This window comes from Actinomyces sp. oral taxon 181 (assembly GCF_018370895.1).
Lineage (GTDB): Bacteria > Actinomycetota > Actinomycetes > Actinomycetales > Actinomycetaceae > Pauljensenia.
In genome coordinates, this window is record NZ_JAGYZL010000015.1 from 33,570 (window position 1) to 54,023 (window position 20,454).

Annotated in this window: 21 protein-coding genes; 9 read left to right on the forward strand and 12 right to left on the reverse strand. The window is 56.8% G+C overall.

Annotated features, from left to right (window positions below; all coding sequences use genetic code 11):
* Positions 1-4: 4 nt before the first annotated feature.
* From modA to KHW85_RS07360, 8 genes are all read right to left on the reverse strand, one after another.
* Positions 5-829, reverse strand: a complete 825-nt coding sequence (gene modA / locus KHW85_RS07325; RefSeq protein ID WP_291459394.1) for a molybdate ABC transporter substrate-binding protein — start codon at positions 827-829, stop codon at positions 5-7.
* Positions 826-1,242 carry a TOBE domain-containing protein gene (locus tag KHW85_RS07330; protein ID WP_291459395.1) on the reverse strand — a complete coding sequence of 139 codons (417 nt, stop codon included), beginning with the start codon at positions 1,240-1,242 and terminating at the stop codon, positions 826-828. Before KHW85_RS07330 ends, modA begins: the two co-directional genes overlap by 4 nt.
* 90 nt (positions 1,243-1,332) lie before the next feature.
* Complete coding sequence (locus KHW85_RS07335) at positions 1,333-2,070, reverse strand: helix-turn-helix domain-containing protein (protein ID WP_291459396.1); 738 nt, start codon at positions 2,068-2,070, stop codon at positions 1,333-1,335.
* 132 nt (positions 2,071-2,202) lie between these two features.
* Entirely contained in the window at positions 2,203-2,991 is a 789-nt protein-coding gene (narI, locus tag KHW85_RS07340; protein WP_291459397.1) for a respiratory nitrate reductase subunit gamma, read from the reverse strand.
* Between the two features lie 8 nt (positions 2,992-2,999).
* Positions 3,000-3,737, reverse strand: a complete 738-nt coding sequence (narJ, locus tag KHW85_RS07345; RefSeq protein ID WP_291459398.1) for a nitrate reductase molybdenum cofactor assembly chaperone — start codon at positions 3,735-3,737, stop codon at positions 3,000-3,002.
* Positions 3,734-5,248: a nitrate reductase subunit beta gene (narH, locus tag KHW85_RS07350; RefSeq protein ID WP_156334993.1), complete on the reverse strand. Its 1,515-nt coding sequence runs from the start codon at positions 5,246-5,248 to the stop codon at positions 3,734-3,736. Before narH ends, narJ begins: the two co-directional genes overlap by 4 nt.
* Before the next feature lie 37 nt (positions 5,249-5,285).
* Complete coding sequence (locus KHW85_RS07355) at positions 5,286-8,990, reverse strand: nitrate reductase subunit alpha (RefSeq protein ID WP_291459399.1); 3,705 nt, start codon at positions 8,988-8,990, stop codon at positions 5,286-5,288.
* A gap of 190 nt (positions 8,991-9,180) precedes the next feature.
* Positions 9,181-10,551 (reverse strand): MFS transporter, encoded by a 1,371-nt coding sequence (locus KHW85_RS07360; protein ID WP_291459400.1) that lies wholly within the window; start codon positions 10,549-10,551, stop codon positions 9,181-9,183.
* 164 nt (positions 10,552-10,715) lie between these two features.
* Between KHW85_RS07360 and KHW85_RS07365 the strand changes: the two genes are divergently transcribed.
* From KHW85_RS07365 to KHW85_RS07375, 3 genes are read left to right on the forward strand one after another with little or no spacing between them, the layout of a single operon-like run.
* Positions 10,716-11,285 carry a MogA/MoaB family molybdenum cofactor biosynthesis protein gene (locus KHW85_RS07365; RefSeq protein ID WP_291459401.1) on the forward strand — a complete coding sequence of 190 codons (570 nt, stop codon included), beginning with the start codon at positions 10,716-10,718 and terminating at the stop codon, positions 11,283-11,285.
* Positions 11,286-11,289: 4 nt separating this feature from the next.
* A complete protein-coding gene (gene moaA / locus KHW85_RS07370) occupies positions 11,290-12,300 on the forward strand; it encodes a GTP 3',8-cyclase MoaA (protein WP_291459402.1) in 1,011 nt (336 codons plus the stop codon).
* Between the two features lie 8 nt (positions 12,301-12,308).
* Complete coding sequence (locus tag KHW85_RS07375; protein ID WP_291459403.1) at positions 12,309-12,611, forward strand: hypothetical protein; 303 nt, start codon at positions 12,309-12,311, stop codon at positions 12,609-12,611.
* Between the two features lie 121 nt (positions 12,612-12,732).
* Here the strand turns inward: KHW85_RS07375 and KHW85_RS07380 are convergent, their stop codons facing one another.
* Positions 12,733-13,158 (reverse strand): molybdenum cofactor biosynthesis protein MoaE, encoded by a 426-nt coding sequence (locus KHW85_RS07380; RefSeq protein ID WP_291459404.1) that lies wholly within the window; start codon positions 13,156-13,158, stop codon positions 12,733-12,735.
* Between the two features lie 40 nt (positions 13,159-13,198).
* On the opposite strand from KHW85_RS07380, the gene KHW85_RS07385 reads away from it, so the two are divergent.
* The 4 genes from KHW85_RS07385 to KHW85_RS07400 are packed head-to-tail and all read left to right on the forward strand — an operon-like array spanning position 13,199 to position 16,413.
* Complete coding sequence (locus KHW85_RS07385; RefSeq protein WP_291459405.1) at positions 13,199-13,957, forward strand: HesA/MoeB/ThiF family protein; 759 nt, start codon at positions 13,199-13,201, stop codon at positions 13,955-13,957.
* A gap of 49 nt (positions 13,958-14,006) precedes the next feature.
* Complete coding sequence (gene glp / locus KHW85_RS07390) at positions 14,007-15,257, forward strand: gephyrin-like molybdotransferase Glp (protein WP_291459406.1); 1,251 nt, start codon at positions 14,007-14,009, stop codon at positions 15,255-15,257.
* A 47-nt stretch (positions 15,258-15,304) separates the two neighbouring features.
* Positions 15,305-15,790, forward strand: a complete 486-nt coding sequence (gene moaC / locus KHW85_RS07395; RefSeq protein WP_291459407.1) for a cyclic pyranopterin monophosphate synthase MoaC — start codon at positions 15,305-15,307, stop codon at positions 15,788-15,790.
* Positions 15,769-16,413 carry an NTP transferase domain-containing protein gene (locus KHW85_RS07400; RefSeq protein ID WP_291459408.1) on the forward strand — a complete coding sequence of 215 codons (645 nt, stop codon included), beginning with the start codon at positions 15,769-15,771 and terminating at the stop codon, positions 16,411-16,413. Before moaC ends, KHW85_RS07400 begins: the two co-directional genes overlap by 22 nt.
* A 54-nt stretch (positions 16,414-16,467) precedes the next feature.
* Here KHW85_RS07400 and ndk read toward each other — a convergent pair whose 3' ends face one another.
* From ndk to KHW85_RS07415, 3 genes are all read right to left on the reverse strand, one after another.
* Positions 16,468-16,938, reverse strand: coding sequence for a nucleoside-diphosphate kinase (gene ndk, locus KHW85_RS07405; RefSeq protein WP_019126668.1), 471 nt, complete (start codon positions 16,936-16,938; stop codon positions 16,468-16,470).
* A 299-nt stretch (positions 16,939-17,237) separates the two neighbouring features.
* On the reverse strand, positions 17,238-17,903 hold the full coding sequence (locus KHW85_RS07410; protein ID WP_291459409.1) for a hypothetical protein: 666 nt from the start codon (positions 17,901-17,903) through the stop codon (positions 17,238-17,240).
* 112 nt (positions 17,904-18,015) lie between these two features.
* The gene (locus tag KHW85_RS07415; RefSeq protein WP_107086747.1) at positions 18,016-18,816 is read right to left on the reverse strand and encodes a nitroreductase family protein; all 801 of its coding nucleotides are present in this window, start codon (positions 18,814-18,816) and stop codon (positions 18,016-18,018) included.
* Between the two features lie 212 nt (positions 18,817-19,028).
* On the opposite strand from KHW85_RS07415, the gene KHW85_RS07420 reads away from it, so the two are divergent.
* A complete protein-coding gene (locus tag KHW85_RS07420; protein ID WP_019126672.1) occupies positions 19,029-19,385 on the forward strand; it encodes a pilus assembly protein N-terminal domain-containing protein in 357 nt (118 codons plus the stop codon).
* A 177-nt stretch (positions 19,386-19,562) separates the two neighbouring features.
* Positions 19,563-20,321 carry a GntR family transcriptional regulator gene (locus KHW85_RS07425; protein ID WP_291459410.1) on the forward strand — a complete coding sequence of 253 codons (759 nt, stop codon included), beginning with the start codon at positions 19,563-19,565 and terminating at the stop codon, positions 20,319-20,321.
* Positions 20,322-20,454 lie beyond the last annotated feature (133 nt).

Here is a 20,454-nt window from a genome sequence, read left to right on the forward strand (position 1 = left end):
GATTTCAGCCCTTATCCGAGGAAGTCGGTCCCGAGAAGCCATACTTCTTTAGCACTGCCTGTCCCTTTTCGGAAAGAACAGCGTCAATGAACTTCTGTCCGGCTTCCTTGTTCTTTGTCGAGACGGTCAGAGCGATGGGGTACGAGTTCACGACCTCGTTTGCGCGGGCAATCTCGATGGTTTCGACCTTGTCGCCAGCAGCCTTCGCGTCGGTCGCGTAGACCAGACCTGCGTCTGCCTCACCGCTCTCAACCTTGGCGCGCACGTCCGTTACCTTCTGTTCTTCAGAAACAGGGTTCAGGGTGACGCCGAGCTTTTCCGCCAACTGCTTGGTTGCGTTACCGCAGGGAACACCCTGTGCACACACAACGAGCTTCTTGCCATTAAGAGAGGAATCAAGACCGGTGATCTTGGCAGGATTTCCCTTGGGAACAATCAGTGTCAGGACATTAGATGCAAAGGGCTTCGGAGTGTCGACAAGCTTCGCATCGGTTGCCTTGGTCATGTTCTTCTGGTCTGCAGATGCGAAAACGTCCGCAGGTGCGCCTTCCTTCATTTGATCAACCAGAGTCGATGATCCCTGGAAGTTGAAGGTTACCTTGATGTTCGGATCGCTTTCCTTGAGGACCGTATCAGCGATCTCGGGGAATGCTTTGTTCAGCGACGCAGCCGCAAAAACGTTGAGTTCAACCGGTGCTGCAGCTTCTGTCGAAGCAGATGCCGAGGCGCTTGCAGACTTGTCTGCAGATGCGCCATTTCCGCCTGAGCAAGCGGTAAGCACAAGAAGGCTAGCCGCGGCTACTGCGATGATTCCTTTGTAGTGATTCACAGGTTTCCTCCGTTCGGTACCTGAAGAGAGACGTTTGTTGCCTTGATTTGAGCCATGGCGATGGAACCGACTTCGATTCCCAGCTCGCGGACGCTTTCGGTCGAAATCAAAGAAACGACACGGTAGGGACCGCACTGCAGATCAACCTGGCTCATCACCGGATCGGAGTGGAGGGCAATAACCAGACCTTGGAAGTGGTTACGAACAGACTGACTGCCCTGCCCAAGAGCAAGCTGATGAACATCCGGTTGGCTGCTAATCAAAGCCGCGACCGATGCACCATCAATACGAAGCGGCCCTGAGTTTTGACCGTCATCTGCACGAGTCACAAGCCCATCATCAAGCCAACGACGAACGGTGTCATCACTCACGCCAAGCAGAGTCGCAATAGTCGAAACTTTGTAATGAGGCATGAATTAACTTTAACGGATTTTGTCGTTTTTTGTAACTATTCGACAAAAATATGCATATTTCTCCGCTAATACGGAAAGGCATCAAATGGATTATTCCCCCGATGCCTTTCGCACCGGAATATCCTCAAAGAAAACCTGGCAACCGCAACTATCGCCGAAGGGCACCAGAGTCATGCTCATACCACCATCACTGAGCTCTTCGACAATCTGCCGAATCGCGGCACCGTGCATCCGACACACAATGCTTTGGATCTTATCGTTGCCCATATTGAGGTAGGGGCAAGATTGGATGGACAGACTGCCATCTTCTGCATTTAGCGCACGGAAACCACGTGTTGAAAGAAAAACTCGAAGAAGCGAAAGTAGGGCTTCCTCATCATCACGAGCAGCATCAAGCGCACCGGAAGAACGGATGAGATCAACGTACTGCTGCCCCCAATTCCGCCCCATGATGTCAGCAAGTTTTTCGCCACCGTCCGAAGTTTGAGCCATTGCCGAGGCCGCGGCAAGAAGAAGCTCCGAAGACTGACGTTGAAGGCGCGCTGCATCCCCAATGACCGCGATCTCGTAGTACATCGCAGGGCGACCTCGCCCTTCGGGATTGTGAGTGCGACGCACAACTAAGCCCTGTTCGACCAAAGGAACAAGAGTCTCGCGAACCGAGTTCTTATGAATTCCCAAATGATCTGCGATTTCAACAACGGTTGCTTCACGACCAATATCGGTAAGGGTGTGCAGGACCTTACGCTGCGCCGGGGATGCGGTCGCCAACTGGGTGATCATGTATTCGATGCCAATCGGACCGACTTTCACCTCGCCGTTAGTCACAGCTACTCCTTGTCTTCAGGGACTTGGTTGACATTCTAGTGCACAGGCAACAACTAGCTGTCATACGTTTCAAATGCTGGGGCCTGTATGCGCAGGTCAGCACATACAGGCCCCAGTTCACATCACCATAGATCAGGCACCCTGATAGGGAGCATCATCCTCGGGGAAACTCTGAGCCTTGGGACCTGCAGCGCCACCTCGAACCGGCGTCCATCCTCGTGCGGGACGAGAAGTAGAAGTCGCAGATCGACGTGAGCGGTACACAACGTAAGGACGCGTCGGATAGGCAACCGGAGCCGAAACGACGTGCACCAGACGGGTAAAAGGCCACGCGGCAAAAAGGATGAAGGCAGAAATGATGTGCAGCTTGAACTGGAGCGGAACATCCGTCATCAGAGAGACATCAGGCTGGAGCGTGAAAATCGAACGGAACCACACTGCAATCGTCTCGCGGTAGTTGTATCCACCCGGCTTACCCAAGATCTGCGTCGTCAAAGTCGCTGCAGCTCCCAAGAGGATGGCGCAGGTCAAGAGAAGGTACATGAAGACGTCATTGCGGCTAGTTGCCAGACGCACCGACTTCTTGACAATACGTCGATACAAGAGGCCGAACAGACCAACCAGTGTCATCAGGCCGGCAATACCACCACCGATGATGGCCACCAGGTGGTAGGCATGCTCGCTGACACCCATTGCCTCAGTCCAGGACTGAGGAATGACCAGACCCATGACGTGACCGCCAGCAACACCGAGAATACCGAAGTGGAATAGGGGCGACGAAAGGCGCAGGATGCGGCCTTCATTGAGCTGAGATGAACGCGAGGTCCACCCGTACTGATCGGTTCGATAGCGCCAAATCAACCCGCCAACGAGGAGGGTGAAAGAAATGTAGGGAAGCACTCCCCAGAGGAAAAGGTTCATGACAATCCTTAGAGTTCGTTCTCACCCGCGGGCGAAACAAGGGAAGAAGGGGTTTGGATAGTGGGCCACGGCAGTTCACTTCGATCGGCCATGCCGACCATCTCGGTCGGGGGACCCTGACGAACCAGGGTCTGCATGCGAGCGAAAGTAGCGTCATCCACCTCGGGTAAAGCCATTTGCAAGGCAGCAACCACATGCGCCCAAGGCGAAGACAGCGAAAGCAATGCAGCGTGAAGGATCTCGATTCCCTCGCGGTGCGAGGACAGCATAGCCTCGACCAGCTCGTGCTCTTCACCTTCGGTTCGCGCCGCCAACTCCAAAATATTGGGAAGGTAGTCGGGCAGCTGATCATTCTCTAGCTGCCAGCCAACGGCGGCATAGAGGTCACGAACAATGGTCAGAGCAATACCGCGCTGACGAGTATCACCCGTAGCGTAGTAGGTCAGCTCCAAACAGCAGCGACGCTTCTGGTCGAAGGTCTCAACGTAGGCCTCTTCGACCTCACGACGCGACTTGCCTCGTGCCCACTCAAGGAACTGCGAAAACTCCGCAGCGGCCTCGGTACTGACATGTCCCAAAGAGGAGTCAATCTGAGCGAGGATCTCATCCCATTCCTGCCCCGGGTAATCCAAAAGGGCAGCAGCGATCATGAAGGTTGCGGCGCGTGACTCCCGGCTCTGGTTCACAACTGGAACCGCGGGAGCCGGGTTACGCGTCGGAATGAAAGTCGCGGTCTTTTGACTCATTCGGGTCGCCGACCAATCGAGACAGGAACCTTACCGCCCTTGTGTGAACCGCAGCCGGACTCTGCACCTTCGCCCACAGGGCACAGGTACGGGGTCGGGGTACGCATTTCCTCGGGGTGCGAGGTCGGGATCACGTAGCGATCCTCGTACTTTGCGATCGAGAGCAGGCGGTACATGGCCAGGACTTCTTCTTCGGTCATTCCCACGGACTCGGGGATCGAAGGATCCACGGGCTGACCCATATTGACGTCACGCATGTAGGAACGCATGGCGGCAAGGCGGCGGAGGGAAAGCTCAACCGGACGGGTATCTCCAGCACTGAACAGTCCTGCCAGGTATTCCAACGGAATACGCATGGTGGACAGTGCTGTCAGCAGGATCTTGTGGTTTTCACCATCGGCACCCGACTTGGTCACCGCATCGACAACCGGGGAGAGCGGCGGGATGTACCACACCATGGGGAGGGTACGGAATTCGGGGTGCAGAGGAAGAGCCAGCTTGTAGTCGATAATCAGCTTGTAGGCGGGGGAATTCTGCGCGGCCTCGATGAAGGAACGCGGAATGCCAGAGGCCTGGGCTGCGGCGATGACCTCGGGATCATTGGGATCCAGGATCAGATCACGCTGAGCGTAGTAGAGTTCCTGCTCATCCTTCACGGAAGCAGCCTCAGTCACGCGATCGGCGTCGTAGAGGACAACACCCAGGTAGCGCAGACGGCCAACGCAGGTCTCCGAGCAGATCGTCGGCTCGCCAACCTCAATACGCGGGTAGCACAGCGTGCACTTCTCAGCCTTACCGGTTGAGTGGTTGAAGTAGACCTTCTTGTAGGGGCATCCGGAGACGCACATACGCCAACCGCGGCAGGCATCCTGGTCAACCAGAACAATGCCATCTTCTTCACGCTTGTACATCGCGCCAGAGGGGCAGGCCGACACGCAGGTGGGGTTCAAGCAGTGGTTGCAGATACGCGGCAGGTAGAACATGAAGGCTTCTTCGATGCTCGTCTGAACCAGAGACTGCATCTTGGACAGCGTCGGGTCCTCATGCATGGTCTCAAGCGAACCACCCAAGTTATCGTCCCAGTTCGGGCCCCACTCGATGGTATCGATGGTCTTACCGGTCATCTGCGAGCGCGCACGCGCCGTCGGCATTGCCTTAGCGCCTGCGGGTGTCTGGAGCAGACGATCGTAGTCGTATGTCCAGGGCTCGTAGTAGTCATCAATTTCCGGCATATCGGGGTTTGCGAAGATCGTCGCGAGCTTCTTCAAACGCCCACCGCTGCGAGGAACGAGCTTGCCTGACTTGGTCAGGCGCCATCCACCCTTCCAACGTTCCTGATCTTCCCAAGTGCGGGGATAGCCAACACCCGGGCGGGTCTCAACGTTGTTGAACCACATGTACTCGGTACCTTCGCGGTTCGTCCACGCTTGCTTACACGTCACCGAACAGGTGTGGCAGCCAATGCACTTGTCAAGGTTCATCACCATGACAACTTGACTCATGACCTTCATCGTTTCATTCCCTCTCTTCACGTCTGGGGGCGAACCCTCAGAACTCCACATCCTGGCTACGGCGACGGATCAAAGTGACCTCATCGCGCTGGTTACCCGTCGGACCGACGTAGTTATAGGCGTAGGTGAACTGGCCATAACCACCGATCAGGTGCGAGGGCTTCAAGAAGATGCGCGTCAGGGAGTTGTGCGAACCACCACGACGCCCGGTCGATTCATTCAAAGGAGTGTTTGCAACGCGCTCTTGAGCGTGGTGCATGTACACGGTTCCTTCCGGAATACGGTGCGACACAACCGCGCGAGCCGAAACCACACCATTACGGTTGTGAGCCTCAATCCATTCGTTGTCGCGCACGCCAATCTTCTCAGCATCCTGCGGGCTCATCCACACGGTCTGGCCGCCTCGGCCCAGGGTGAGCATGTACAGGTTGTCGAAGTACTGCGAGTGAATTGCCCACTTGTTGTGGGGGGTCAGGTAGCGCACGGCAACCTCGGCTTGGCCTCGGCCATCCCGACTCATGGTGCCGGGAGCAGCCTCACCCAAGAGGTGGTGCAGGTCCAGCGGGGGACGGAAGGTCGGGAGCGACTCGCCCATCGCCTGCATCCAGTCATGATCCAGGTAGTAGTGCATACGACCGGTAAGCGTGTGCCACGGCTTGTGGTACTCGATGTTTTGGCTAAACGCCGTGTAGCGACGACCACCGTGTTCCGAACCGGACCACTCGGGGCTGGTCACAACCGAAACCGGAGCAGCCTGAACGTCCTTGAAGGTGACGTGCTTTTCTTCGTCGCCTTCAGCCATTTCAGCCATATTTCCGGTACCAACGCGCTCTTGCAGAGTCTTAAAACCACGGGTGGCCAAGGAGCCATTGGTGGTACCCGAGAAGCGAAGGATGAACTCGCATGCTCGCTTGTCGGTGTCCATTCGCGGACGCGGCCCCATAAAGGTATCCAGCGTTCCTTCCATCGCGATGAACTCGTCGATTTCCTTCTGAGCGTTGAAAGCGACGCCCTTCGTTGCCATTCCAGCCTTCTCAATGAGCGGGCCGACGGTGTTGTACTTGTCGGAAATCGTGCGGTAATCGCGAAGAACAGGGATGAGCTTGGGCATGTTCACACCGGGGACCCAGCCGATTTCTTCGCGAGGCGCGACGCGACCGTGAGGGGTCAGCAGTTCGTCCGGCGTATCGTGAGTGAGCGGAGCTGCAATGACGTCCTGCATGGGCTCAGGCAGGTGAACCTCGGCCATCTTCGACACGTAGGCAGACAGGTCCTGGAAGAGTTCATAGTCGGTACGCGCATCCCACGGCGGGTTGATCGCAGCATTAAAGGTGTGCACGTAGGGGTGCATATCCGTGCTGGAGAGGTCGTACTTCTCGTACCAGGTGGCCGCGGGAAGAATGACATCCGAGTGCAGGGTGGTCGTGGTGTTGCGGAAGTCCGCGGTGACCATGAGGTCGAGCTTGCCATCGGCAGGGGCGTCACGCCACACCATCGACTTGGGACGATCTCCAGCTTCCAGTTCGGCAGCCTGAACATCGTCATCTGCGCCCAGCATGTGGCGCATGAAGAACTCAGCACCCTTAGCGGAGGAGCCCAGCAGGTTCGTACGCCAGTTGAAGAGGATACGCGGGAAGTTCACCGGGTTATCGGGATCTTCGCACGCGAACTTCAAGGAGCCTTCGGTGAGCTGGCCCGAGATGTACTCGCCGACACTCACGCCCGCTTCTTCGGCTGCGCGTCCCAGTTCCAGGGAAGAACGGTCGAAAGAGGGGAAGGTAGGCATCCAGCCACGCTGGGAAGCCTCGACCAGGGTGTCGGCAACCGACTGGTCACCGAAAGTCTGGCCACCCAGAGGCGAGGCCAGACGCTGAGCACCCAGACCGTCGTAACGCCACTGGTCGGTGGTGAGGTACCAGAAACCGGTCGCGATCATCTGGCGTGCAGGACGCTGCCAGTCAAGGGCGAAGGAGAACTGAGTCCAGCCGGTCAGAGGACGAACCTTTTCCTGGCCGACGTAGTGTGCCCATCCGCCACCGTTAACGCCCTGAGTTCCACAGAAGGTCGTCAGAGCCAGCATCGTGCGGTAGATCTGGTCAGCGTGGTAGAAGTGGTTGACGCCCGCGCCGAAGATGATCTGCGAGCGGCCGTTTGAATCGATCGCATTCTGTGCGAATTCGCGACCAATACGGATTGCCGCGTTAGCGGAAACGCCGGTGAGCTCTTCCTGCCATGCGGGAGTTCCGGGGGTCGAGGCATCGGTGTAGTCGGTCGGCCACACACCGGGAAGGCCCGGGCGAGGAACGCCGTACTGAGCAAGCATGAGGTCATACACGGTGGTGACAAGCTTGCCACCGACGCGACGAACCGGAACGCCTCGGGTTACAACGCCAGCGCCAACCGCCGCGGTCGGAGCCTGGTCAGCGACCAGGTCGAAGCGCGGAAGGTTGACCTCAACGGCCTCGCAACCTTCGTCGTAGAGGGACAGGCGCGCGTCGACGCCCTCCATGGTGAGGTTCCACTTGCCCTTGCCTTCATCGGTGTAGCGATCGGCCAGAGTACCGCGCGGGTCACGCACAGCGCCCGACTTGTCCATGACAAGGAAGCGGAATTCGGGGTTCGGGCGGTTGCGGGTTTCCTCATCCACGACCTCGGGAACATCAGCAACAGAGAGGAACTTGCCGGGAACTAGGCCCTCGGGGGTCTCGTCCAATTCCAGAAGGAATGGCGAGTCCGTGTAGCGAAGCATGTAGTCCTGGAAACGCTCGGTCGGGTGCTCGACGTGGAATTCCTTGAGGATCACGTGGCCCATGGCCATTGCAAGAGCACCGTCGGTACCCGGGTTCACGCGAAGCCACTCATCGGCAAACTTCGTGTTGTCCGAGTAGTCGGGGGCAACCGAAACGACCTTCTGGCCGTGGTAGCGGGCCTCGGTCATGAAGTGAGCATCAGGGGTACGGGTCAGCGGCAGGTTTGAACCCCACACGATGAGGTACTGCGAGTTGTACCAGTCGCCGGCCTCGGGAACGTCGGTCTGATCGCCGAAAACCTGAGGCGAGGCAACGGGAAGGTCTGCGTACCAGTCGTAGAAGGAGAGGTTCACGCCACCAATGAGCTGAAGGTAGCGGGCACCCGCGCCGAAGGAAACCATCGACATTGCAGGAAGCACCGAGAAGCCGGCAATACGGTCCGGGCCCCAGTCGGAAATGGTCGCAACATTCGCTGCTGCAACAATCTCCATTGCTTCTTCCCAGGTCGTGCGGACCAGGCCACCCTTACCACGGGCGCGCTTGTATGCGCGGGAAATCTCGGGGTCGGAAGTGACTGCGCGCCATGCTTCAACGGGATCACCCAGACGAGCCTTGGCCTCGCGGTAGGGCTCAAGCAGCGCTGAACGGACGTAGGGGTGGCGAATACGCGTCGGCGAGTACTCGTACCAAGAGAAAGCCGCACCACGCGGGCATCCGCGGGGCTCGTAGTCGGGCATATCCGGGCCGGTCGACGGGTAATCAACCTGCTGCGATTCCCAGGTGATGATTCCGTCCTTGACGTATACCTTCCAAGAGCAGGAGCCCGTGCAGTTCACGCCGTGAGTAGAACGAACGACGCGATCGTGGCTGAAGCGCTGACGGTAAAAGGCATCGGCCTCGCGGCCACCGACCAGGAACATCTGGCGGGCATCAGCGCTGACCTGGCCGCGGCGAAGTCGGCCGCCCAGGGTCAGAAGTTTGTGGTCAATCATTGTGGTGCTTCCTCATCGGCAAGGCCTCGGGATTGGCCGAGGCAGTGTCACGGTTGGTATCCGAGCGGGACATTCCGCTCGATGGGGTGCTAGCCGCGCGAAGCAGCCAGCTCGTGAAGTTATGAAGTTAGGGAGTGGCAAACTCGGGGAGAGAAACGGTGTCCGCCACTCCCGAAGGAACGGTGAGCAATCAGCCCGGGAAGGGTGCACCCTTGCGTGCGTACTGGCGCCAGCACAGTGCCGAGGCCAAGACGCAGAAGATCGCGCAGCCCACGAAGAAGGTCCATGCCCCCTTCGCGCCGACAGCTGAGAGAGTAGCGCCGACCAAGAAGGGACCAAGGGAGGCAATTGCTGAGGTGAAGCCGATGGCGCCACCAGCCTGACGTGCGGGCATGATCATGGGCATCTGCTTGAACGTACCTGCGTTGCCGAAGCCGGAGAACAGGAACATGAGCAGCATGAGTGCCATGAAGATGTAGAAATCAGTCCAGCCCTTGGGGTTGTAGAGAACCCACGCAATACCGCCGAGGGTGATAGCCATACCAACGCCCGAGATGAAGGTCCAGATTGCGCCGCCCATGCGGTCGCAGAAGGGACCCCACGACATACGGATAAGCGAACCGATGAGCGGGCCGAGGAATGCGAAGGTCGCGCCCAAGACGGGCAGACCGATCGAGGAGGCACGACCGAACTGGTTGTTAATGAGCAGGCCGAAGACTGCGGAGAATCCGGAGAACAGACCGAAGGTCATGACGTAGAGAATGGTCATGTACCAGGTGTTCGGGTTCGAGAAGATATCCAGCTGCTGCTTGATGTTGGCCTTGACCGGAACATCACGCAGGTAGATGAAGGCAAGGATCGCGGCGATGACGCACCACGGGACAAAGAAGATTGCGACGTTGTACACCCAGATCTGCTCGCCGGCGTGCTCGCCAACCTGGGTCTGGGGAGCCAGCCAGGTCATACCGAAAAGACCAAATCCCATGAGGATCGGGCCGACCAGCTGAATGACGGACATACCAAGGTTACCGATACCGCCCTGCAGGCCCAGAGCTGTACCCGAAAGGCGCTTGGGGAAGAAGTAACCGGTAGAGGGCATGTAGCCGGAGAATGCCCCACTGCCGATGCCACACATAAAGGCAAGCGTCAGAAGAACGGCGTAGGGGGTGGTGTTGTCCTGGACAACGTAGAACCAGCCCAACATGGGGATCACGAAGAGCAGTGAGGTGATGCCCACCATCTTGCGTGTTCCGATCAGCGGAGGCAGGAACATGTAGACCAGACGCAGAAGGCCTGCAGCCAAGCCGGGCAATGCGGTCAACCAGTAGAGCTGAGAAGCACTGAGGTTAAATCCAAGAAGCGTCAGCTTGGGTGCGATGGCACTTGGCAGGAACCACACACAGAAGCCCAGAATGAGCGAGTATGTGGTGATGGTCAGCGTCCTCCACGCAAGCTTCGAATCCCACTTTTCGGGGTTATTCGGCTCCCAATCCTGAAGGACATATTTACTGGCTTGTTTTTCCGCGGGTGCGGCTGAAGAATCAGCATGTGAGGTAGTCATTGACACTCTCCCTTTCCTACCTAAACGCATACTTGTCGCTAATATATAAGGGACAACTCGTTCTAATTGAGAATTGCGCGAAATTTCGCGAAAACGCTTGCAAGAACGTCGATTCCTGTCAACTGAAAAAACGCCATTTAAGGTCCTATTTCGGGAGGTTTGTTTTGCGTAATACCTCTGACGCTCAGCCGGTACGTCCCGACCCCCATGCGAAAATTCAGCAGAAGGGTTTGCAAAAAATGGAAGGGACTGTCGCAGGTGCGGTAATTACCGCTTCAGATCGCTGCTTCCGCAGAGAAACTGAAGATAAATCAGGACCTCTAGCTGCTGCTCTTTTGGCTGATTGGGGCGTCACTGTCGAACAGGTTCGTGTTGTCCCCGATGGCATTGCTTCCGTACGAAATGCGATCCTTGATGCAATGGCTAAGGGCGCGCGCGTGATCGTGACCACCGGCGGAACCGGCGTTACGGATCGCGACCTTACTCCCGAAGCCACCGCTCCCCTTCTGGACGCACGTATGGACGCGATCGCCATGCAGATTGCGCAGGTCGGCTTGGTCAACACACCTCTTGCCTCCCTGTCTCGCGGTCTTGTCGGTGTCAGTCGCCAGGGTGAGACTCCATGCTTCATCGTGAACGCTCCGGGTTCACGCGGAGGCGTGAAGGACACGATTAGCGTGATCGGCCCACTTGTTCCTCACATTCTTGAACAGCTCGACTTGGTTACTGACTGATTTGATGTACGAACCTCTTCTTCTGGACACCTTCGGTCGAACGGCCACAGATCTGCGGATCTCGGTCACCGATCGATGCAATCTTCGCTGCGTGTATTGCCTGCCCGAAAAGGTGACGGACTGGCTGAAGCGCAGCGACCTTTTGCGTCCGGAAGAGTTCCGCCGCTTGGCTAAAATCGCCGCAACTCTTGGCGTCACCCAGGCGCGTATCACCGGCGGCGAACCCTTATTGCGCCCCGATCTTGCCCAGATTGTCGAGGCCGTTCGCGAGGGCTTCGAAGACGCCGGGGTTGAGCCCGACTTGGCCTTGACGACGAATGGTATTGGCCTTGATCGCGTCATCGATTCCCTGGTAGACGCTGGTCTTCAACGGCTTAATGTGTCCATCGACAGTCTGGATCCGGTCCGTTTTGCTGAGCTTTCGCGCCGCAAACGCTCAAGCGATGTCCTTCGCGGCCTCGATGCGGTCGATGCATCCGCACTTCCCGGAACCGTCAAACTCAACACTGTCGTCGTTGATCAGCAGTCCCTGGTGGAAATCCCCGCCTTAGTGACCTTCGCCTTAGAACGCGGCTATCAGTGGCGCGCCATCGAATTCATGCCAATCGGCCCGTTGGCTGCCTCGTTCTCTTCCCGCCCAACTGCGCATGACATCCAGCGTGTTCTTCGCGAATCCTTCGAGCTCACCGATGTCATTACCGCGGCCTCGGAACCTGCGCGCCGTTGGTCAGTTGCTCCCAGCGACACCCATCCGGGAGGCATCATCGGCGTCATTGCCTCGATGACGTCCCCCTTCTGCGCCTCATGCACCCGAACTCGCCTGAGTGCAGATGGAAAGATCTATTCCTGTCTATTCAGTGTGGACAGTGTTGATTTGCACGCTCCCATGCGCGCGGGTGCAAGCGATGAAGAATTGGCCGAGCTGTGGAAGGATGCCATGTGGGCTAAACCCGCTGGCCACCAGCTTCTCGCTCCGGTCCCCCAGTCCTATTCCATGTCGAAAATTGGAGGTTGAAAGTCCACATGAGGATCACGATCCGTTATTTCGCTGCCGCGAGCGCTGCAGTTGGCACAGAAAGCGCAGTGATCGAGGTTGCGGACGACTCAAACGAAACAGTCGTCGACCTTGTTCGTCGCTCAACTGATCGCGATATCGACGATCTTCTGGCGGCCTCGTCCTTCCTGGTGAACGAAGAACTTGTCGACGCTCAGGCAACTCTTGCCCAAGCCTTGGGCGCTTCATCCCTGTCCGACGAGGCCGTGGCCTCCGTGGCCGACCGCAGCGGGATTCGTCTTGACGTCCTTCCGCCTTTTGCGGGTGGCTGAGATGCACAATTGGGCTGAGCACATTGCTCAGCCCAATTTGTTATGTACAGCGTCATCCCTTGCCTAGCGCCTCAGATACTGACACTGACACTGACACTGACAAGGACAAGGCATATCCGAATTACGGAGTATTGCTCCACTCATTGTGACCATCACTGAAATACTGATCTTTCCAGATCGGTACACTGGCTTTAATGTCGTCGACAATTTGACCGCACAGTGCGAAAGCTTCCTTGCGGTGGGCACTGTCGACGACAACAAGCAGCGCGACGTCACCAATTTCTAGGTGTCCCACGCGGTGACGGACATAAATTCCATCAACCTCGGGATTTCCCAGTGTTTCCAGTGATTTTTCGACACTTGTACGAAGGAATTTGGCGGCCGCGGGGTGAGCGGAGTACTCCAAGTAGTGAACTCCTTCACCACCATCGTGATCGCGAACAACACCCTCAAAAACGACGCGCGCACCGGAATGAGCTGGAATAAGGGGTACTTCCCCCGAGCACATCTCCGTTGGAACAGAGACAATATCGGTATCAATAATCACGGGACTCCCCTTATTTAAATGGTCGTGGAGGGACATAGACATGGTAGCGCAGCGAGACATTATGACCGCTCGTATCCCCGGAATCGGTGAAAGCGGCATCGAAAAGATCCGCGCTGCGAAGGTCCTTGTTGTCGGTGCCGGCGGTTTGGGATCGCCCGTCTTGGCCTATCTGGCGGCAGCGGGGATTGGAACGATCGGCATCTCCGACCCGGACAATCTGGAGGAGTCTAACCTCCAGCGGCAAGTCATTCACGGCGTCGCACGCTTGGGAATGAATAAGGCCGAATCTGCCAAAATGACTGTCCTCGCGCTCAACCCCGATATCCAGGTCAACATCGAACCGAAGATTATTGATGGCCAAAGTGATGAGACCGTTGCGGCCTACGACTTCGTTGTCGATGCAACCGACAATTTCACCGCAAAGTACGCAATTTCAGATACATGTGCACGCGTTGGGCGCCCGCACATGTGGGGCACTTTGGTATCAATGTCCTTCCAGGCTTCGCTTTTCACCGATGGCCTGACTCTTCGCGATGTCTATCCCGAACCCCCCACCGTCGAAACGATGAGTTCAAAAACCGTCGGCGTTCTGGGTGCCGTCTGCGGTCAGGGCGGATCGGTCCTCGCCACAGAATGTTTGAAGTGGGTCACCGGAGTTGGTGAGCCGTTAATCGGGCGCCTGCTCATTGTTGATACGGCTGCAGGTCGCTGGAACGTCGTCCCATTCCGACCTCGAGCCACCCCTGCGAAACTTCCCTCGGTAACTCCCGCCGAAGCCACCCCCGAACCGATCGAATAAGCCATAAACTGAGCCATGGCCCCATGCGGACCGCGCGAAGGAGACTACGATGCAACTTCTTGAAGACTACTTGAACTCCATCTTGGGGCGCGTGCACCCCCTCTCCCCTACCGAGCTGCCCATCGATCAGGCACTTGATCATGTCCTCGTCGATGATCTTGTCGCACGCTTTGCAGTCCCGCCTTTCTCAAATTCGGGAATGGATGGATATGCACTTCACCTCGATCACGATCTCGAGGCCTCCCCTGACAGCCCCTTCACCATCGCGGTCGCTGGCGACATCGCGGCAGGAGATAACGAAACCCACGTTCTTGAACCCGGAACCGCATGGCGCATCATGACGGGTGCTCGCATTCCCGAGGGTGCAAACACCATCGTTCCCGTGGAGCATACCTCCGAGGAACCCGGTCCCCATCCCCTCCCCGAAAGCATCAGCATCTACGCCCCTGCAAAGGTCGGTGCTCACATGCGTCATCAGGGTGAGGACTGCACGCCCGGAGACGTCATTTTGCATGCCGGTGACCTTCTCACGCCTGCAGCCATCGCCTCGGCAGTATCGGTCGGTTACGCAAGCGTCAAGGTCTACCCCAGCCCCCGCATCGCCATCGTCTCAACGGGTGACGAACTGCGCGCGCCAGGCGAAGAACTCAAGGGTGCTCAGATCCCTGATTCAAACTCAGTGATGATCGCTGCGCTGGCTCGTCGCACAGGTGCCCAAGTGACGGGAATTTTCCGCTCCAACGACGACCCCGCTCATTTTGCTGAAGTTTTGCGCCAAGCAGGTGATGTCGCAGACCTCATCATCACCTCGGGAGGCGTCAGTGCCGGAGCCTACGACGTTGTTAAGGAAGTCGGCCTGGGCAAGGGAATCGACTTCGTTCGCGTCGCCATGCAGCCCGGGAAGCCGCAGGGCTTTGGCGTCCTTCAGGCAAGTGACGGACGCGATGTCTACTTGGCGACTCTGCCGGGCAACCCGGTATCGGTCTTCGTCTCCTTCCATATGTTTGTTCGCCCAGTTCTGGCCGAATTCACCGGTCTCAACGGGCGCGAACTACTGCGTCCCATTGTCGTCACCACACCAAACGGCTGGATTTCCCCCGAAGGCAAGCGCCAGTTTGTACCGGTCATTCTTTCTGAACCCGATGGCCCAGAACAGACTCCGATTGTGGTTCCGACACACAGGTTGGGTTCGCGTTCTCACCTTGTTGCTTCTTTGCATTCGGTGAACGCGCTGGCGATCGTCCCCGAAGATGTCACTTCGGTTGAACCCTGGTCGATCCTGACTGCGGTTCGAGTCTGATCACTTTCCTATTCTCTTCCCGTCAAATGAGCGCCGAAAGGCTAGACATGAGCGAAACCAGTCCATTCACCCATCTCACCGATCGCGGTGAGGCACACATGGTTGATATCACGGCGAAAACACCGACCGTGCGTCAGGCGCGAGCACGCGGTTTTGTCGAGTGCTCACCAAAAATTATGGCGGCCCTCCGCGATGATTCGGTCCCCAAGGGCGACGCTCTTGCAGTTGCACGAATCGCGGGAATTCAGGCCTCGAAGCGCACTCCCGAGCTACTCCCCCTGGCACACCCGATCGCCGTTCACTACTGCGCGATTGATCTCTCATTGGCTGAAGACGGGGTGGAGATCCATTCGACCGTTCGAACCGCAGATCGAACGGGCATTGAAATGGAAGCTCTGACCGCCGTAACCGTCGCTGCATTGACCATTATCGACATGGTGAAGGGCATCGATAAGTTGGTTGCGATTCGCGAGTGCTATGTCGAAGAGAAAAGCGGTGGTCGGAGCGGAACATGGACTCGCCCCAGCGCCTAGCACTCAGTGGATTAGTGATCCTCGGCGGAGGGACCGGACAGCGGCTGGGAGGGGCGTCAAAGCCCGACCTCGTGGTCCGAGGCCGACGTGCGCTTGAGTGGGCGCTCACCTCTGAGCCCGGGATTCCTCACGTATGCGTGGTACCTGAGACCGTCACAGTTCCAAGCGATGTTATCCGCGTCATGGAGGAGCCACCGCGCTCTGGCCCCGCGGCCGGGTTTATTGCAGGCGTTCAGGCACTTCTTAAAGTTCTCCCCGAGGACACGGAGTCTCGCTGGATTGGCCTTGTTCCCGTTGACGCACCCTTGGCTACCCTGACTTTCCCACTCCTTCTCGAGGCCGTGGAAGAGTCGATTTCTCAGGGATGTCACGTAGATGGTGTGCTCGCATACGCGGCGGGACACCGACAGAACTTGATCGGTGTTTTTTCTCTGGATGCAGTCCGCAACTTCACCGTGTCCCAGTGGGTAAATCATTCGATGCGCACCCTATTGAAAGAGCTCGACACGGTTGATGTCGAGGTCCCAGAATCATGGGTCGCAGATATCGATACCCCAAGCGATCTTCTTCGTGCGCAGCTGGCCGAAAATGGTGATGATTGCGAGCAAATCCAAGAGGGCTAGGAAGCGTTTACTCCCTAGCCCTCTTTGGGCCTCGATGGGCCTTACTATCCCAAATCAGTCGATTTCAGGGAACCAAATCTGAATCTCACGAAGGGCAGATTCTGCGCAATCTGAACCGTGGATGATGTTCTCCATGTTCGGGGTATCCCATGCACGACCCAAGTCGCCGCGAATCGTACCGGCAGGCGCAGTTGTCGGATCCGTTGATCCCATCATGGTGCGCATGCCTTCAATGACGCGCTGGCCTTCAACAATGATGGCAACCAGCGGACCCGCACTCATGAAATCAAGAAGCCCTTCAAAGAATGGCTTACCCGCGTGGTCACGATAGTGCTCTGCGAGGATTTCGCGCGAGGCAACCATGATCTTCAGGCCCTTGATGATGTAGCCCTTCGCTTCAATGCGGCGCAGGATCTCACCGGTCAAACCGCGGGCGTAACCGTCTGGCTTAACGAGGATGAGGGTGTGCTCCAAAGAGGGATCCAACAGGTGCTGACGTGTAATCAGGACAGAATCGGCGCTCACAAAATCTCCTTTGCTTGAGTGAGGATGCTTCAGCATAACCGGCGATGGGTCAAAAGTCATAGCCCTGCATGACAAACGGAAAAGGACTGACCGCCATGGTCAGCCCTTTTCCGTTATCCCATCAACACAGAGCAGTCTTCCCAGAAAGTCTTCCGGAGAGATACGAGCAACTTTCATCGCTCGTTGTCTGATGGAGATAGTTTATGAAGCCTTACTGCAAGAAAAACGCGCGTTTACTGGGACTTTTCTGAACGAATTTTACGAAGTGTCAACTTTGCTACCAGAGCGTCTACAGTCACTTATAAATTCGCGTCATTTTGCTGAGAAAAATGATCTTCTACAAATGCTGGGCCTTCATAACCATGACGGCCAAGGGTTTGGAAAATATCATCCATAATCTGCGATGGTTCCAGCAATCCCGCGGAAAACTCAGGGTGCTGAATTTCGATCGCCGCAAATCCGGCAGGGTCGGAAACTGGCTGAGTATCGTATTTTTCTCCCAGAAGACGGTTGACTTCTTCCAGATCGGATGGGGAACCGAAAATCCAAGTCGTTGCGGCAGGCCCTTCGCTTGAACGCCCAAGGTAGAGACGCATCAGCACAACCTTCTTACCAGCACGCGGGAAACTCTCACCGACACGCGTGAAAAGATGAAGATCCAAGTCCCCCATTGAGCCATCGACGAGGCAATATGCGTAAGCACCAATGCCCCGGACGCTCAAGGCATCAGCAAGAATCCCCAAGAATTCATCCGGGAAAGCATCTTCTTGGAAGTAGATTCCTTCACCGCGTTCGGGGGCATGCTCACCCATGATTTTGATGGGCAGCCCCGCCTCTTCAAGCGCCTGGGCGACTAAAGAAATATTGTATTCGGGGAAGGGATGAAGAATAGCGGCATTTTTTCCCAGTCGTTCGACGAAAACGTAGGTAGAGAATCCCAACTCTTGTGTAATCTGCGTGCTCATTCTTCCTCCTCTAACTCCCCTTCAAAAGGCATATCCGCTCAGATATACAAGCAAGAAAAATCGCTGAGGCCGGGAAAGACCCAAGGGCACGCCCGGCCTCGGCAATTCTCAATCAGTTCAAGCACAACCCCTGAGAGTGCAAAACCTCAAGGACGGGAGCGGTATCGAAGGTATTTGGCAGGCCCATCTGCTCGCTAATCTGCTGAGTAAAGGCATTGGTCGCACCCAGGCCAGCCTTACGCAGTTCGTAGTATGCGCGCACATCTTCGTCGTACTCGGCAAGCTCCTCGAGGTAGGAACCTTCGACCACCGGGTAGGTGTTCTCGGAAACAGCAAGGTGCTTGGGCAGACGAGGCCGGTACGGGGGATCTTGAAGCGGGCGGCCAACCAAGAGGCCCAGAATTGGGAAGGTCATGCGCGGAAGCTTCAAGAGCTCAATTGTGCGCTGGGGGCCTCGAAGAAGAGAACCGAGGTAGACCGTGCCCAAGCCCATCGATTCGGCGGCAACTTCCATGTTGTGTGCGGCAAGGACCGCGTCTTCCATTGCAGCAAGGAAGAGGTTGGTCCGCTGCAAGGGAGCGATATCCAGCCCGGCTTCTTCACGGATACGCGCATTTCGGTACAGGTCAACGACGAACATGAAAAGGTCGCCTTTGGAGGTTCCCACGTAGGGCTGCTGTGCAACCTCGGCCAGCTGATCGCGCAAGGCTACATCGGTCACGTGAATGATCGAGAACTGCTGACGGAAGGAGGATGTGGGGGCGCGACGCGCAACGTCAATCAGTGCATCGCGGTCCTGCACGCTCAGCGGAGAGTCCTCAAACTTCCGGATTGTGCGGTGCGCACGCAGCACGTCAATCGTTGGATTGGTCACTCCAACTTCGGGGACCTTGCGGTAGTCTTCGGCCTGCATTTTTGCTCCTTTGGTGGCAACGGTCGCTCTTATTGTCCGTTTTTCGGCTATTTTTCGCCAGTGCATCCTACTTTTGCGTCAACCAAGAATCGCCCTCACCCTGGGACTTTGGCAGCATTGCTTCATCACAATTTGGTCGCAGTTTCGGTGCAGACTTCCGAAATGTGGAGTCTGAGATGGACGCTTTTTCAAGGATGGCTAGACTGAGACTCATGCGTAAATCTCTCATTGCAACAATGTGCATTGCTGTCATGGCAGCAACCGGCCTCGCTGCTTGCTCCAGCGGCCCCCAGTCAGCAACCAACGAAAAGATCATCACTAAGGATCCCGCAACGGTGACTCAGACGGGCGTCACTCTTCCCGAGAAGCGTGACCTTGAGTTCAAGCTCAACGGTGATGCGTCTAAGGCCAAGGTTGAGGTCGCTGACACCGAGGTCGCCGAGCAGGTCAAGGGCTCAAAGAACCTCCGCGTCCACCCCAAGAAGCCCGGTGAAACCACTCTGAAGGTCACCGATGCCAGCGGCACCGAATACACGATCCCGCTTGAGGTCGTTGAAGGCAGCAACTGAGTCTCACTTCGATTCACACTTTCTCCCGGGGAATAGGGCATACCTATTCCCCGGGATTTTTGTCGTTTCCATCGATTTCGCAACAATCTGTACGGAGATGCGGAGAACGTCTATTGACCTTTAGAGTGTGAGTCACCTAACATGGGCGCCTGTCAGCAATGTGCAAAGGAGCAACAGGTGACCAGTATTTCTCCTCCGGTATACGAGCAGATCGCTCAGGCGATCCGGCGTCAGATTCTGGATGGCGATCTTCCACCCGGTTCCAGACTTCCGTCCGAAAGTATTCTCTGCGAGCGCTTCTCCGTCACGCGCGGCACCGTACGCCGCGCTTTGCAGGTCCTCACCCACGAAGGCCACTTACGCTCATACCAGGGCAAGGGGACTTTTGTTACTGCGCAGGATGACAAGAGAATTCTGTGGGGTTTCGGTTCACTGACAGACCGCCTTCAGGGAACCAGTGACCAGGCACGTGCTCGTGTCATTGAGCACGGCGTAGTTACCCGGCAAAATCGCCCATTCCTACGACTCAAGCGACTTCGCTTGATCGAAAGCAACACGGGCGTATTCCCCGTTAGCCTTGATCTGTCGTTCATTCCAATCGATCTGCTGCCCGGTATCCAAGATATCGACTTCACAGATCTGTCCATCTATCACGTTCTACGTGATATCTATAAGAGCTCTCCAAAGTTCTCTGTTGTCTCACTGCGCGCCCAAAGCATCGACCAAGAAACCCGAACGATCCTTGGCGAACCGGCGGGTACCCGCTGCCTTCTTCACCTCACGGGCTCTACCTACGACCACAACGGGGCATGCATTGAGGAAAGCGAAGTCACCTACTCAACTCGGGTGCAAGCAACCTTGACCATCGATCAGGTCAGGGGCCACGCAGAACCGCTTACTCTCAATGAATCAGCATCCACCAGAGGTAAGTTCTAGCCTTCGCGCTCATACAAAAGTCCCGGGGCCACACTGAACTGCCTCCCGTTTCTTGGACATCGAAATTGAAGTCCAGGGAATGGGAGGCTTTTCATGTCTGTGGATCTGCGGTTGAGGCATGATCGTTTGCTTC

What these genes read in the sequence shown, in the direction of transcription:
- KHW85_RS07330 (WP_291459395.1), bottom strand. Translation starts at nt 1,242, where the DNA reads ATGCCTCATTACAAAGTTTCGACTATTGCGACTCTGCTTGGCGTGAGT.
- narI (WP_291459397.1), bottom strand. Translation starts at nt 2,991, where the DNA reads ATGAACCTTTTCCTCTGGGGAGTGCTTCCCTACATTTCTTTCACCCTC.
- narJ (WP_291459398.1), bottom strand. Translation starts at nt 3,737, where the DNA reads ATGAGTCAAAAGACCGCGACTTTCATTCCGACGCGTAACCCGGCTCCC.
- narH (WP_156334993.1), bottom strand. Translation starts at nt 5,248, where the DNA reads ATGAAGGTCATGAGTCAAGTTGTCATGGTGATGAACCTTGACAAGTGC.
- KHW85_RS07355 (WP_291459399.1), bottom strand. Translation starts at nt 8,990, where the DNA reads ATGATTGACCACAAACTTCTGACCCTGGGCGGCCGACTTCGCCGCGGC.
- KHW85_RS07360 (WP_291459400.1), bottom strand. Translation starts at nt 10,551, where the DNA reads ATGACTACCTCACATGCTGATTCTTCAGCCGCACCCGCGGAAAAACAA.
- moaA (WP_291459402.1), top strand. Translation starts at nt 11,290, where the DNA reads ATGTACGAACCTCTTCTTCTGGACACCTTCGGTCGAACGGCCACAGAT.
- KHW85_RS07375 (WP_291459403.1), top strand. Translation starts at nt 12,309, where the DNA reads ATGAGGATCACGATCCGTTATTTCGCTGCCGCGAGCGCTGCAGTTGGC.
- KHW85_RS07385 (WP_291459405.1), top strand. Translation starts at nt 13,199, where the DNA reads ATGGTAGCGCAGCGAGACATTATGACCGCTCGTATCCCCGGAATCGGT.
- glp (WP_291459406.1), top strand. Translation starts at nt 14,007, where the DNA reads ATGCAACTTCTTGAAGACTACTTGAACTCCATCTTGGGGCGCGTGCAC.
- moaC (WP_291459407.1), top strand. Translation starts at nt 15,305, where the DNA reads ATGAGCGAAACCAGTCCATTCACCCATCTCACCGATCGCGGTGAGGCA.
- KHW85_RS07400 (WP_291459408.1), top strand. Translation starts at nt 15,769, where the DNA reads ATGGACTCGCCCCAGCGCCTAGCACTCAGTGGATTAGTGATCCTCGGC.
- KHW85_RS07410 (WP_291459409.1), bottom strand. Translation starts at nt 17,903, where the DNA reads ATGAGCACGCAGATTACACAAGAGTTGGGATTCTCTACCTACGTTTTC.
- KHW85_RS07415 (WP_107086747.1), bottom strand. Translation starts at nt 18,816, where the DNA reads ATGCAGGCCGAAGACTACCGCAAGGTCCCCGAAGTTGGAGTGACCAAT.
- KHW85_RS07420 (WP_019126672.1), top strand. Translation starts at nt 19,029, where the DNA reads ATGCGTAAATCTCTCATTGCAACAATGTGCATTGCTGTCATGGCAGCA.